The organism is Actinoplanes hulinensis (assembly GCF_019429605.1).
Taxonomy (GTDB): domain Bacteria; phylum Actinomycetota; class Actinomycetes; order Mycobacteriales; family Micromonosporaceae; genus Actinoplanes; species Actinoplanes campanulatus.
This window is the reverse complement of sequence record NZ_JAHXZI010000002.1, coordinates 553,821-566,007: the sequence shown is the minus strand read 5'-3', so window position 1 is coordinate 566,007 and position 12,187 is coordinate 553,821. Positions and strand designations below refer to the sequence as shown.

General features: G+C 70.1%; 13 protein-coding genes. 5 read left to right on the top strand and 8 right to left on the bottom strand.

Annotated features, from left to right (window positions below; all coding sequences use genetic code 11):
• Window positions 1-54 precede the first annotated feature (54 nt).
• Complete coding sequence (locus KZ829_RS06285) at window positions 55-882, top strand: alpha/beta hydrolase family protein (RefSeq protein WP_308285359.1); 828 nt, start codon at window positions 55-57, stop codon at window positions 880-882.
• On the opposite strand, the gene KZ829_RS06280 is transcribed toward KZ829_RS06285, so the two are convergent.
• The 3 genes from KZ829_RS06280 to KZ829_RS06270 form a co-directional block, all read right to left on the bottom strand.
• Window positions 879-1,820: a zinc-binding dehydrogenase gene (locus KZ829_RS06280; RefSeq protein ID WP_220142850.1), complete on the bottom strand. Its 942-nt coding sequence runs from the start codon at window positions 1,818-1,820 to the stop codon at window positions 879-881. The genes KZ829_RS06285 and KZ829_RS06280 overlap by 4 nt on opposite strands.
• Before the next feature lie 60 nt (window positions 1,821-1,880).
• Window positions 1,881-3,038, bottom strand: a complete 1,158-nt coding sequence (locus KZ829_RS06275; RefSeq protein ID WP_220142907.1) for an NAD(P)-dependent malic enzyme — start codon at window positions 3,036-3,038, stop codon at window positions 1,881-1,883.
• A gap of 214 nt (window positions 3,039-3,252) precedes the next feature.
• Window positions 3,253-3,564 carry a S24/S26 family peptidase gene (locus KZ829_RS06270; RefSeq protein ID WP_220142849.1) on the bottom strand — a complete coding sequence of 104 codons (312 nt, stop codon included), beginning with the start codon at window positions 3,562-3,564 and terminating at the stop codon, window positions 3,253-3,255.
• 85 nt (window positions 3,565-3,649) lie between these two features.
• On the opposite strand from KZ829_RS06270, the gene sodN reads away from it, so the two are divergent.
• Both sodN and KZ829_RS06260 read left to right on the top strand, forming a co-directional pair.
• Complete coding sequence (gene sodN / locus KZ829_RS06265) at window positions 3,650-4,054, top strand: superoxide dismutase, Ni (RefSeq protein WP_183216932.1); 405 nt, start codon at window positions 3,650-3,652, stop codon at window positions 4,052-4,054.
• Window positions 4,055-4,219: 165 nt separating this feature from the next.
• Complete coding sequence (locus KZ829_RS06260) at window positions 4,220-4,627, top strand: ATP-binding protein (protein WP_220142848.1); 408 nt, start codon at window positions 4,220-4,222, stop codon at window positions 4,625-4,627.
• A gap of 874 nt (window positions 4,628-5,501) precedes the next feature.
• Here the strand turns inward: KZ829_RS06260 and KZ829_RS44410 are convergent.
• Both KZ829_RS44410 and KZ829_RS06250 read right to left on the bottom strand, forming a co-directional pair.
• Complete coding sequence (locus tag KZ829_RS44410; RefSeq protein WP_220142847.1) at window positions 5,502-6,194, bottom strand: FadR/GntR family transcriptional regulator; 693 nt, start codon at window positions 6,192-6,194, stop codon at window positions 5,502-5,504.
• A gap of 38 nt (window positions 6,195-6,232) precedes the next feature.
• Window positions 6,233-6,610 carry a hypothetical protein gene (locus tag KZ829_RS06250; protein ID WP_220142846.1) on the bottom strand — a complete coding sequence of 126 codons (378 nt, stop codon included), beginning with the start codon at window positions 6,608-6,610 and terminating at the stop codon, window positions 6,233-6,235.
• Between the two features lie 70 nt (window positions 6,611-6,680).
• Here KZ829_RS06250 and KZ829_RS06245 point away from each other — a divergent pair, with 70 nt between their 5' ends.
• Both KZ829_RS06245 and KZ829_RS06240 read left to right on the top strand, forming a co-directional pair.
• Entirely contained in the window at window positions 6,681-7,631 is a 951-nt protein-coding gene (locus KZ829_RS06245) for a diacylglycerol/lipid kinase family protein (RefSeq protein ID WP_220142845.1), read from the top strand.
• Between the two features lie 409 nt (window positions 7,632-8,040).
• On the top strand, window positions 8,041-8,295 hold the full coding sequence (locus tag KZ829_RS06240) for a WhiB family transcriptional regulator (RefSeq protein WP_183216939.1): 255 nt from the start codon (window positions 8,041-8,043) through the stop codon (window positions 8,293-8,295).
• Between the two features lie 346 nt (window positions 8,296-8,641).
• Here KZ829_RS06240 and KZ829_RS06235 read toward each other — a convergent pair whose 3' ends face one another.
• From KZ829_RS06235 to KZ829_RS06225, 3 genes are all read right to left on the bottom strand, one after another.
• Window positions 8,642-9,382: a sirohydrochlorin chelatase gene (locus KZ829_RS06235; RefSeq protein WP_220142844.1), complete on the bottom strand. Its 741-nt coding sequence runs from the start codon at window positions 9,380-9,382 to the stop codon at window positions 8,642-8,644.
• Window positions 9,364-10,128: a phosphoadenylyl-sulfate reductase gene (locus KZ829_RS06230; protein WP_220142843.1), complete on the bottom strand. Its 765-nt coding sequence runs from the start codon at window positions 10,126-10,128 to the stop codon at window positions 9,364-9,366. The genes KZ829_RS06235 and KZ829_RS06230 overlap by 19 nt, the downstream gene beginning before the upstream one ends.
• A 154-nt stretch (window positions 10,129-10,282) precedes the next feature.
• Entirely contained in the window at window positions 10,283-11,977 is a 1,695-nt protein-coding gene (locus KZ829_RS06225; RefSeq protein ID WP_220142842.1) for a nitrite/sulfite reductase, read from the bottom strand.
• Between the last annotated feature and the right edge of the window lie 210 nt (window positions 11,978-12,187).

The following is a 12,187-nucleotide window of genomic DNA, read 5'->3' as shown; positions in this document are numbered from 1 at the left end:
GGTGTGATGTCCGCTACCAGGGAACTCTGATCTTCTGACGGCACAATGGTCGGCGTGTTGCGCCGTTCCCTCCTCGCCCTTGTCGCCACGGCCGGTCTGGCCGCCTGCACCTCCGCTCCTCAGAAAGAAGAGGAACCCGTCCCGGAGAAGACCACCACCCCTGCCGGTACGACCGAGTTCGACTTCAACCGCGGCGGCGACCGTGCCCTGCCGACCAAGGTGTGGCTGCCCGCCGCCGGTGGAGCCCGCCCGCTGATCTATTTCAGCCACGGCCTGACCTCGCAGCCCGACGACTACGCCGAGCTGCTGACCGCCTGGCAGACCGCCGGTTTCGTGGTGGCCGCCCCGAAGTACCCGCACACCTGGCACCAGGCGCCCGAGTACAACGCCGACGACATCGTCAACCAGCCCGCCGACGCCCAGTTCGTGATCACCGAGGTGCTGAAGGCGCTGCCCGGCCGGATCGACGCCAACCGGATCGCGGCGGCCGGACACTCGGCCGGCGCGATCACCACGATCGGCCTGTTCAGCGGCAGCCGGGACGAGCGGCTCAAGGCCGGGGTGCTGATCGCCGGCCGGCAGATGCCGCAGCCCGCCCCGTTCTCCGGCACACCGTCGCCGCTGCTGTTCGTCCAGGGCAAGCTCGACGAAACGGTGACCTACGAGCAGGCGTACGGCGCGTACAACGAGGTGAGCTGGCCCAAGGGCTTCCTGGAGCTTCCGCAGGGCACCCACCTGCCGCACCGGGACCAGCCGGCCGTGGTGGCCGCCACCACCACGGATTTCTGGCACTGGACCCTGGACGGCGACGAGGCCGCCAAGCAGAAGCTGCCGCAGAACGCGTCGTCGACCGGCGTGGCCGGCCTGACCAGCACCTTCTAGAAGGCGACGACGACCTTTCCGAAGACGTCACCGGCGGCGAGGCGGGCGAACGCCTCGCCGACCGCGTCGAACGCGAAGGTCGAGTCGATCACCGGGCGGGCCCGGCCGGACGCCACCAGTTCGAGCAGGGCGGCCAGCTCGTCCGGGGTGCCCATGCTGCTGCCCAGGATCTCCAGCTGCATGGCGAAGACCCGGCGCAGATCGACCTGGGCCAGGTGGCCGGCGGTCGCCCCGCACACCACGATCCGGGCGCCGGGGGCGGAGCACTTCATCGAGTGCTCGAAGGTGGGCGCGCCGACCGACTCGATCACCACGTCGACGCGCTCCGGCAGCCGGGCGCCGGACTCCACCGCGGTGGCGCCCAGCTCGGCGATCCGCTCCCGCTTGGCGGCGTCGCGGCTGGTCACGTACACCCGCTTGCCGAGGCCCGCGGCGAGCGCCACGGCCGCCGTGGACACGCCGCCGCCCGCGCCCTGGACCAGCACCGAGCCGGCCTCGGCGACCCGGCCCCGGGTGAACAGCATGTGGTAGGCGGTGAGCCAGGCGGTCGGCAGACAGGCGGCCTCGGCGAAGGACACCCCGGCCGGCAGTGGGATCAGGTTCTCCCGGGGCGCGGCGAGACGCTCGGCCAGCGTGCCCGGGTGCCGCTCGGAGAAGAGCGAGAAGCCCCGTGGATCGGCCTTGTCCTCGACCACCGGGTAGACCACGACCTCGTTGCCGTCCGGGTCCACCCCGGCCGCGTCACAGCCGAGGATCATCGGCAGCCGGTCGGCGGGCAGGCCGACCCCGCGCAGGGACCAGATGTCGTGGTGGTTGAGCGAGGATGCCCGTACGTCGACGGGCACCCAGCCGTCCGGGACGGAGAACGGCAGGTCACCCACGGTCAGGCCGTCGAGCGGCGCGTCGGGGTGCAGGGCGGAGGCGTAAGCAGCTCGCATGACCCGACCTTAGGGCTGATTCAGGGGACCACAGAAGCGTGATCCCCTGAACACCTTCGACTAAACGCTCTGCCGCGCCTGGGCCGGAGCCGGCGTGGCGGTCCGGCGGGCGACCCCGTCCTCGATCGCGGCCGCGGCGACGGCGGCGGCGACCGCCGGGGCGACCCGCGGGTCGAGCGGCGACGGCACGATCGCCTCCGGGCGGAGGTCGTCGGCGACGATGGCGGCGATCGCGTCGGCCGCCGCCACCTTCATCCGGTCGGTGATCGTGGTGGCCCGGACGTCCAGCGCGCCCCGGAAGATGCCGGGGAAGGCCAGCACGTTGTTGATCTGGTTCGGGAAGTCGCTGCGGCCGGTCGCGACGATCGCCGCGAACCTGTGCGCGATCGCCGGCGGAACCTCCGGCGTCGGGTTGGCCAGCGCGAAGATGATCGCGCCCGGCGCCATGCCGGTCAGCGCCTCCTCCGGGATGTTGCCGCCGGAGACGCCGACGAGCACGTCGGCGCCGATCAGCGCCTCCGCGATCCCCCCGGTACGCCCGGAGACGTTCGTGACGGCGGCCAGCTCCGCCTTCATCCCGTTCAGGTCGCCGCGCTCGGCGTGGATGATGCCGCGCGAGTCGACGACGATCATGTTGGCGCCCTGGACACCGGCCGCCATCAGGGTGTTCGTGATCGCGACACCGGCCGCGCCGGCCCCGCTCACGACGACGCGCAGGTCACCGAAGGAGCGGCCGAGCAGCTTCGCGGCGTTACGCAGGGCGGCCAGCGTGACGACCGCGGTGCCGTGCTGGTCGTCGTGGAAGACCGGGATGTCCAGCTCGGCGTCGAGGCGGCGCTCGATCTCGAAGCAGCGCGGCGCGCTGATGTCCTCGAGGTTGATCCCGCCGAACGACGGCGCCATCGCCTTGACCGTGGCGATGATGCCCTCGACGTCCTGCGTGTCCAGCACGATCGGGATGGAGTCGACGCCGCCGAACTGCTTGAACAGGACCGACTTGCCCTCCATGACCGGCATGGCGGCCTTGGGACCGATGTTGCCGAGACCCAGGACGGCGGATCCGTCGGTGACCACGGCGACCGTGTTCGACGTCCAGGTGTAGTCGGAGTAGAGCGACTCGTCCTCGGCGATCGCCTCGCACACCCGGGCGACACCCGGCGTGTAGGCCAGCGAAAGGTCGTCACGGCTGGCCAGCGGAATGGTCGCGCTCATCGTCATCTTGCCCCGGCGGTGCAGGTCGAAGACGGGATCGGCGGCGAGGGCGGGATCGAGTTCGAAACTGAAGAAAGACACGGTGAAACTCCACACTGCATCGACATTGATACGTGGCACCAGCGGGTCCTGGTCGCGAGTATGCGCCAGGCGGCGGTGCATGCGGGGATCACCCGGTAAACCGTCCGCAGCACGGGTGTGCGCTGGGGATTAGAGGACACTAACTTAACCGGAAGGGTCTCGGGTAGTAGCGAAATATCACACGCCCGATGACATCGGCGACGCCGTGAGCACGGGAATCGTCCTCCACGAACTGATTGTCACCGACCAGCCACCACCCGCCGTCGCGCTTTTCCACGGCCCGTTTCACGACCAGCAGACCCGGCCGGGAACGGAACTCGCCGACGACGATGTCCCCGGCCCTTACATGATCTGCCCCCCGGCGCACGATCAGGGCATCTCCGGACCGCAGAGTCGGAGCCATCGAGGGCCCGTTCACAAGCACCGCGAACAGTGGTAATTGCCATCTCAACGCATCAAGCCTCCGTCGCGTTACGTCCGGGCTGTAAGGGGTAGGGTCAACCTCGGATCATCGCAAACTCTATGGAGGAGTCCTGATGCGACTTCCGCGTTTCCTCACCCCGCGCACCGTGGCCAGCGCGCACTGCGACCTGCCGTGCGGCGTCTACGACCCGGCCCAGGCCCGGATCGAGGCCGAGTCGATCAAGGCGATCGCCGAGAAGTACCAGGGGAACACCGACCCCGAGTTCCGCACCCGGGCCATCCTCATCAAGGAGCAGCGGGCCGAGTTGGTCAAGCACCACCTCTGGGTCCTGTGGACGGACTACTTCAAGGCCCCGCACTTCGAGAAGTACCCGAACCTGCACCAGCTCTTCAACGAGGCCACCAAGCTCGCGGGCGCCGCCGGCGCCAAGGGCTCGGTGGACCCGGCGATCGCCGAGCAGCTGCTCGGCAAGATCGAGGAGATCTCCAAGATCTTCTGGGAGACCAAGCAGGCCTGATCCGCGCCTGTGCCGACGGCCGGCCCGCCCCGTGCGAGCCGGCCATCGGCGTCTCACTCCCCCGTTTTCCAGGCCATATCACCCACACATCGGAACTGGCGGTCACCGGGTGCTCCCGCAGCGTCCCGCGGCCGCTAGAGTCTCTCCATCGGGAGGAGGCCTCGGGTGACTCAGCTGATCGACACGGAGCCGGTCGTCGGAGATGACGTCGTACTACTGACGGTGCCCGCCGACGGCGGCTATCTCAGCGTCCTCCGGACGGCCACCGCCGGCCTGGCGGCCCGTCTGCACTTCGCCCTCGACGAGATCGAGGACCTGCGCATCGCCGTCGACGAGGCGTGCGCCATGCTGCTGGCCATCGCCACCCGCGGCGCCGAGCTCGAGTGCCGCTTCACGGTCACCGACGACGCCCTCACGGTCGAGGTCACCGTCGCCACCGTCCGCGGCGCCCGCCTGCCCTCCGAGTCGTCCTTCGCGTGGAAGGTCCTCACGGCCCTGACCACGAGCGCCGCCGCCGAGGCCAACGGCCGCCAGGCCACCATCCGCCTCCTGACCCGCCGCACCGAGTTCTAAAACCCCTTCTTCGGTACGGGGTGCGCCGCCCCCGCCGAATCCCGGCCGTCCCGTGGCACCCCGCGACCGTCTGCCGGGTCAAGCCCGTGCAGCGATCGCCGGGCTCAGATCGGTGGTCCCGCAGACCCGCCCTCCGCCGGCAGCGCCGCTCACGCAACGCACACGACCGAGCGAATGGCGGCACACGAAAGACACCGCGTGACGCTATAGAGCCTGTTTCCCGGTTGTGGGTGGCCGCGATGTCACGTCGCGCATCCGGATGGCTGCGGCGTCATCCCGACTCGCCGGCGATCTTGGTCGATTGGAGCTGTTGGGGCGATCTTGATTCCTGGTTGCCGTCCGGCGGTAGACCATCGCGCATGATCTATTTCTGCTGGAAGACCTTGGGTCATCGGATGCGCCCGGATGGCCACGATCGCTCAAGATCGCACCGTCCGGCGACGATTACTCAAGATCTACATCCATGGTTGGAGCTAGCTTGAACGGCCGGCGGTGACCGGCCGAATCTCGCGGCGAAGGCGGGGAGACACGCGGGAGCGGGCGACCCGAGTGCCTGGCCGGCCCGCCGATGATCCGCGTGCCGGACCGGGGTGCGCGGCCTTCGGCTCGGAGTGGCCGCCGTCGGCGGCGAAGACGGCTGCCGTGACCGGCCGCACCTGGCGGTGGGCGGCAATCCGCTGGGCCCGCGTGACCACCGATCTGAGCCCGGCGGGCGCGGCACAGGCTGGGGTGGCAGTCGCTCGCGTGAACCGACGGGACTACCAGGATTCGGCGGGGGGCGGCGCAGCCCGTACCGGAAAGGGGTTTGAAAGGGACGTCAGGCCGGAAGCGCGCCCTCTCACCGCAAGGAACCGCCCGGCCGAGGAAGGCCTGGTCAGCGGACGGTTTCGGCGATGAATTCGAGGTGGGTGGCCGCCGTCCGGGTCGCGCCGTCGGCATCGCGGGCGACCACGCAGTCGAGGATCGCGCGGTGATCGGCGTCGATGCGGTGCCAGTAGTCCGCGGGGAGGCCGGCGGTCACCTCCTCGCCGTAGGTGGCCTCGTACAGCGGGAGGCTGACCAGCTCGAAGAGCGGGTTGCCGGTGGCCTTGGCCATCGCCCGGTGGAAGGCGGGGTGCGCCGCCATCATGGTGTCGAAGTCGTCGATCGCCGGGTCGAAGAGGGCGCCCCGCAGCTCGGTGAGGTGGTTGTCGGCGCGGCGGACGGCGGCCAGGCCGGCGGCCGGGACCTCCAGGGCATGGCGCAGCTCGAGCAGGTCGGCGAGGCCGACGTCGGCGGAGTGGGCGAGCAGCGCGAAGCCGGTGGAGAGGCCGTCGGCGAGCTGGCCGGCGTCGGGGTGCGCGACGAAGCTGCCGCCGGTGACACCTCGCGTCGTGACGATGAGGTGCTGACTGGCGAGAAGGCGGAGGGCCTCACGCACCGTGCTCCGGCTGACGCCGATCTTGACGCACAACTCGGGTTCGGGTGGTAGCCGCTCGCCGGGTTGGAGGCGGCCGGACGTGATCTCCGCGCGTAGCTCGTCGGCGAGCTGCTGGTAGGCGGGTGGGCGCACCGTTGAGCCGGTCACCCGTCCAGGTTAGGCCCTGATCGGCACAGGAAGACCGGCTAATCGACGCCCAACGCTCGGCTACTGGGTGGAAGAAGGATCAGCGATGCGGTCAGCGCGGCCAGGGCGAGCAGCCCGGCGCCGGCCCACCGCGGGCCGATCTGGAGCAGGAAGCCGCCGGTGGCGAGAAGGAACAGCTGCACCACGATCGCCGGGCCGCGGGCCCGGGCGGAGCGCCGGCCGAGGGCGCGGGCCACCGCGAAGACGGCGAGTGCGGCCAGCGCGGACATCACGGTGAGCGAGACGGCGATCGCGACGTCGAAGTCGTCGCTGGTCAGATCAAGGACGATCAGGTACGCGGTGAGCGCCACGAGCCCGGCGCACTGCAGGTAGAGCAGGCGGACCCCCCAGTCGAGGGCGGCTGCGTCGGCACTCACGGGCTTCTCACCGGTCACCGCTGCACCATACCGACAGCTTCCGGGGGTTCCGCCGGGTAAGGTGCCGCGCATGCGAGCGTTGCTGGTGGTCAACCCCCGGGCGACGACGACCAGCGAACGGGCCCGCGACGTGCTGGTCCGGGCGTTGCGCAGCGCGGTGGACCTCACGGTGTCCTACACGGAGCGGCGCGGTCATGCAACGAGGCTGGCCCGGGACGCCGCCGAGAGCGGGATCGACCTGGTGGTGACGCTCGGCGGGGACGGCACCGTGAACGAGGCGGTGAACGGTCTGCTGTCCGCCCCGGCCGCGCTCGACGGTCTCTCCGCGACCCCGGCGGACCGGCTGCCGGCGCTGGCCGTGGTCCCGGGTGGTTCCACGAACGTCTTCGCCCGGGCGCTGGGCATGCCCCGTGACTGGGCGGACGGGACGAGCGTGATCCTGGACGGGCTGCGGGACGGCCGGCACCGGGTGATCGGATTGGGCCGCGCCGACGACCGCTATTTCTGCTTCACGGCCGGGCTGGGTTGGGACGCGGCGACCATCCGCCGGGTGGAGCAGTCCCGGCTGCGGGGCCGTACGTCGACGCCGGCCCTCTACATGCGCGCGACGTTCGGCCAGTTCTTCACCGGCCTGGACCGTCGGGATCCGCCGCTGACCCTGGAGCGCCCGGATGAGACGCCGGACACCGGGCTGGCCACGGTGATCGTGCAGAACACCGCCCCGTGGACGTACGTCGGTGACCGTCCGGTCCATCTGAATCCGGACGCCTCGTTCGATTTGGGTCTGGACGTGACGGCCCTGCGCCGCCTCACGATCGCGGCCGGGGCGCGGACCGTGACACAACTCGCGTGGCGCAGCGGGGATCCACGCGGTAAACAGGTGTTGCGTCTGCATGACATCGCGGAGTTCACCGTGGTGGCGTCCCGGCCACAGCCTTTCCAGCTGGACGGTGACTACCTGGGGGAACGACAGAAGGTGCACTTCGTGTCCGTCCCCTCGGCTCTGCGTGTGATCTGCTGACGACGGGGTACGTGTCTCGCCACGTGCTCACGATCCGTTACAGAGGCGCGGGCAAAAGGTCTGCGAGATGGCCGGGACCGTACTACATTGATGGGAGCGTTCGTCAACCGGCTCTGGCGACAGCGGCGGAACCGGACATATGGGCGCGTGAGCCAGCTCACCCGCCGGGAGAAACTTCCAGCGCTACCCTTGACATCGCGTGAGTTCGTGAAAGCATTCACAAGCGATAAGAAGTAACCGGTTGCCGGTTGTGCGCGTTCCTTAATCCGGAAGCGCAAACAGCACCAAACACCAAAGCTTGCTGACGCATCGGTGAGCGTACGGGCACAAGCCGTCGCCATCACTGCGCTCGCATATAGGTAAACAGCACTGTTTTCATTACCCCATCCGAAACAAGGAGTTTGCCGCCATGGACTGGCGTCACGATGCGATCTGCCGCGACGAGGACCCTGAGCTGTTCTTCCCGATCGGGACGAGTGGTCCGGCGCTCCTGCAGGTCGAGCAGGCCAAGGCCGTGTGCCGCCGGTGCCCGGTGACCGAGGAATGCCTCTCGTGGGCACTCGAGTCCGGTCAGGACGCCGGCGTATGGGGCGGGATGAGCGAGGACGAGCGGCGCGCCGTCAAGCGTCGTGGTGGTCTTCGGATCAGCGCCCCCACCGCCTGAATCAATCCCCCACACAGCATTTGCGCCCCGGGCCGTACGGCACCGGGGCGTCTTGCTGTTTCAGGTTCTTCACAGCCAACAACTCCAATGCGCGCTAATTTGATCACGGTACGTTTCCCCGGCCCCGCCGAAATGATCTCGAAATTCCGTCCATGACGCATTGCGTTGCGAGTCACACACACTCCGCAATGGACGATCGGGATCGGGACGCCAATCACATCAAGGCCGTCGCCGAACGCAGAGTGGCAGTCGCGCAGAGTAATGATCACTCCGGCCGGCTCTCAGGAATGTCTCAGGTCGCCCGAAACAGCGCTGAGAGCCGGCCGACTCGCCTCGGCCGCGACCCTCAGGCCGCGACGGGCAGCGGCTCGTTCAGGACCGCCTCGGCCCGTGCGCCGATCAGCCGGACCAGCTCCGGGGCGTCGCCCAGCGGCTCGGCGGCGGTGACCGCACCGGCCTCGACGGCCCCCCGTACGGCGGTGTCGTAGAGAAGCCCGGGCGCCAGGAAGTAGGCGGCCACCCCGACCCGCCGGGCGCCGGCCGCCCGCAGCCGGGCCACCGCCTCGCCGGAGCGCGCGCCGGGCCCGGAGGCGTAGGAAACCGCGGACGGCAGCCCCAGACGCCGCCCCAGGGCGGCGGCCGCCTCGGCCACCGTCTCGCGTGCGGCGTCGTCTCTCGTGCCCGCAGCGGCCAGCACGACGGCGTCCAGATCATTTCCCGGGAGTCGCCGCTCCAGAGCGGCCAGCAGGAGCGGGGACGCCGGGCCGAGCACGTCGGTGGCGGTCACCGTGAGCGGGAGCGGCTCCGCCTCCCGGATCACCGCGGGCAGGTCCACCCGGCCGTGGTAGGCGGCGGTGAGCAGCAGCGGCACCAGGGCCACGCGCCGGCCGGGCAGAGCGGCCAGCACGTCCAGCGGGCGGGGCCCGTCGTGGTCCAGGTACGAAGCCCGGACGGTCCAGTCGGGGCGGGCCCGCCGCACCGCCCGGGCCAGCGCCTCGGTCGACACCGCGGCCCGGGGGTCCCGGCTGCCGTGGGCCACCAGGACCACGGCCGGCCGGTACGGGGAGGTCAGACGTGCAGTCCGCATTCGGTCTTCTCGAACATCGCCCAGCGGCCCGCGCGCGGGTCCTCGCCGGCCTTGGTCCGCCGGGTGCACGGCCAGCAGCCGATCGAGCCGTAGCCCTTCTTGAACAGCTCGTTGACCGGCACGTTCCACCGGCTGATGTAGGCGTCCACGTCGGCCTGGGTCCAGGCGGCGATCGGGTTGACCTTCACCTTGCCCTTCTTGGCGTCGAACGCGACGACCGGCGTGTTGGCCCGGGTCGGCGACTCGTCCCGGCGCAGGCCGGTGGCCCAGGAGTCGTACTCGGCGAGGGCCCGCTCCAGCGGCTCCACCTTGCGCAGGAAGCAGCACTCGTCGGGGCTGCGGGCGAACAGCCGGGGACCGTACTCGCCGTCCTGCTGGCCGACGGTGAGGCGCGGGCGGATCGAGCGGACGTTGACGTTCATCGTCCGGACGACCGTGTCCCGGACCTTCAGCGTCTCCGGGAAGTGCAGGCCGGTGTCCAGGAAGACCACGTCCACGCCGGGCGACACCCGGGAGAAGAGGTGCGCCACCACGGCGTCCGCCATCGAGCTGGTGACGCAGAACCTCGCGCCGAAGGTGTCGGTCGCCCACTTGGCGATCTCCTCGGCGGGCCGGCCCTCGAGCATCTCGGCGGCCTCCAGCGCGAGGGCCTTCAGTTCCTCGGGTTTCCGGCGCTCGGAGTCCGCGCTGACCGCGGGCGCGCCGAGGTTGACCAGACCAAGACCGGAGGCGTTGAGGAGACTCATGACGAACTCACTCCCTTGGACAAGAGGCCGATGAACTTGACCGAGAACACACGGGCGCAGGAGTGGCACTCCCAGGCGCCGTGCGAGGACTCGTTGGGGCGGAGGTCCTCCTCACCGCAGTAGGGGCAGTACAGCGGGGCAGATCTGGCATCGCTCACTTCAGGAGCTCCTCGTCGGCCCGCATCACCCAGTTGGCGAAGGTCTCGCCCTGGTCACGGCCGTCCAGGTAGTGCCGGGCGACGCGTTCCACGTACTCCGGAAGCTCCTCGGCGGTGGCCTTGAGACCACGAACCTTGCGGCCGAACCCGGCGGTCTCGCCCTTGGCCATGCCCAGCGCGCCGCCCAGGTGGATCTGGAAGCCCTCGACCTGCTCGCCGTGCGAGTTCAGGACGAGCTGGCCCTTGAGGCCGATGTCGGCGACCTGGGTGCGGGCGCACGCGTTGGGGCAGCCGTTGATGTGGATCGACAGCTCGGCGTCGAAGCCCTTGAGCCGGTCCTCGAGCCGGGCCACCAGCTCCTCACCGCGTGCCTTGGTCTCGACGATGGCGAGCTTGCAGTACTCGATGCCGGTGCAGGCCATGGTGCCGCGGCGGAAGGCCGACGGACGGGCCTCCAGCCCGATGCCGCGGAGACCTTCGATGATCGGCTCCACCTGGTCGTCGGCGATGTCCAGGACCAGGAGCTTCTGGTACGCCGTGAGCCGCACCCGCTCCGACCCGTGCTTCTCGACGAGGTCCGCGAGCCTGGTCAGCTGGGTGCCGGACGACCGGCCGACCACCGGGGCCGCGCCGATGTAGTTCCGCCCGTCGATCTGCTTGTGCACGCCGATGTGATCGAGCGGCTTCTCCGGCAGCTCCGGAGCCGGGCCGTCGATCAGCGCACGGCCCATGTACTCCTTCTCCAGGACCTCGCGGAACTTCGCCACGCCCCAGTCGGCGAGCAGGAACTTGAGCCGGGCGCGGTGCCGCAGGCGGCGGTAGCCGTAGTCCCGGAAGATCCCGACGACGCCCTCCCAGACGTCCGGGACCTCGGCCAGCGGCACCCAGACGCCGAGCCGCTCGGCCAGGCGCGGGTTGGTGGACAGGCCGCCGCCGACCCAGAGGTCGAAGCCGGGGCCGTGGTCGGGGTGGTGCACACCGACGAAGGCGATGTCGTTCGCCTGGTAGGGACCGTCGGGCAGCCAGGAGATGACCGACTTGAACTTGCGCGGCAGATTCGAGTAGCGCGGGTCGCCGACGTACCGCTCGACGATCTCGTCGATCGCCGGGGTGGCGTCGATCACCTCGTCGGCCGAGACACCGGCGACCGGGCTGCCCAGCACGACGCGGGGGCAGTCACCGCAGGCCTCGGTGGTCTGAAGGCCGACCGCCTCGAGCCGGCGCCAGATCTCCGGCATGTCCTCGACCCGGATCCAGTGCATCTGGATGTTCTGCCGGTCGGTGATGTCGGCGGAGTCCCGGGCGAACTCGGTGGCGATGCCACCGATGACGCGCAGCTGCTCGAGATTCAGCGCGCCGCCGTCGATCCGCACGCGAAGCATGAAGTACTCGTCCTCGAGCTCCTCCGGCTCCAGCACCGCGGTGCGGCCGCCGTCGATCCCGGCGCGCCGCTGGGTGTAGAGACCCCACCAGCGGAACCGGCCGCGCAGGTCGGCCGGGTCGATCGAGGAGAACCCGCCGTGGGCGTAGATGTTCTCGATCCGGGCCCGCACGTTGAGCGGATTGTCGTCCTTCTTGCTGCGCTCGTTGGGGTTGAGCGGCTCGCGGTGTCCGAGCGCCCACTGACCCTCGCCGCGCGCCTTGCGGGGGCGGGCGGTCGGCCTTGCAGCGGGAGTGTTGCTGGGCGCCATCTCGGCGTTCCTCCGGGTTTCGTGGGCGCGCTGTGCCGCTCACGGCCCGTGGGAGGCTCGTGACATCTGTGTCAGGAGTTGGGCCCGGCGGTCGAGCGCCCGGAAATGGAAATCGGGCGTCGTCAGGAAGCCGGACACATGGCGCTGCGGACACGGCCGTAGTCGACGTGGCGGCGGGCCACGAAGCGGCGGTCAACTGCAGCGGTCATG

Excerpts from the sequence above, each read along its gene's own strand:
- KZ829_RS06280 (WP_220142850.1), bottom strand. The coding sequence starts at position 1,820 with ATGCGAGCTGCTTACGCCTCCGCCCTGCACCCCGACGCGCCGCTCGAC.
- KZ829_RS06275 (WP_220142907.1), bottom strand. The coding sequence starts at position 3,038 with ATGACGATGAGCGCGACCATTCCGCTGGCCAGCCGTGACGACCTTTCG.
- sodN (WP_183216932.1), top strand. The coding sequence starts at position 3,650 with ATGCGACTTCCGCGTTTCCTCACCCCGCGCACCGTGGCCAGCGCGCAC.
- KZ829_RS06245 (WP_220142845.1), top strand. The coding sequence starts at position 6,681 with ATGCGAGCGTTGCTGGTGGTCAACCCCCGGGCGACGACGACCAGCGAA.
- KZ829_RS06240 (WP_183216939.1), top strand. The coding sequence starts at position 8,041 with ATGGACTGGCGTCACGATGCGATCTGCCGCGACGAGGACCCTGAGCTG.
- KZ829_RS06235 (WP_220142844.1), bottom strand. The coding sequence starts at position 9,382 with ATGCGGACTGCACGTCTGACCTCCCCGTACCGGCCGGCCGTGGTCCTG.
- KZ829_RS06230 (WP_220142843.1), bottom strand. The coding sequence starts at position 10,128 with ATGAGTCTCCTCAACGCCTCCGGTCTTGGTCTGGTCAACCTCGGCGCG.
- KZ829_RS06225 (WP_220142842.1), bottom strand. The coding sequence starts at position 11,977 with ATGGCGCCCAGCAACACTCCCGCTGCAAGGCCGACCGCCCGCCCCCGC.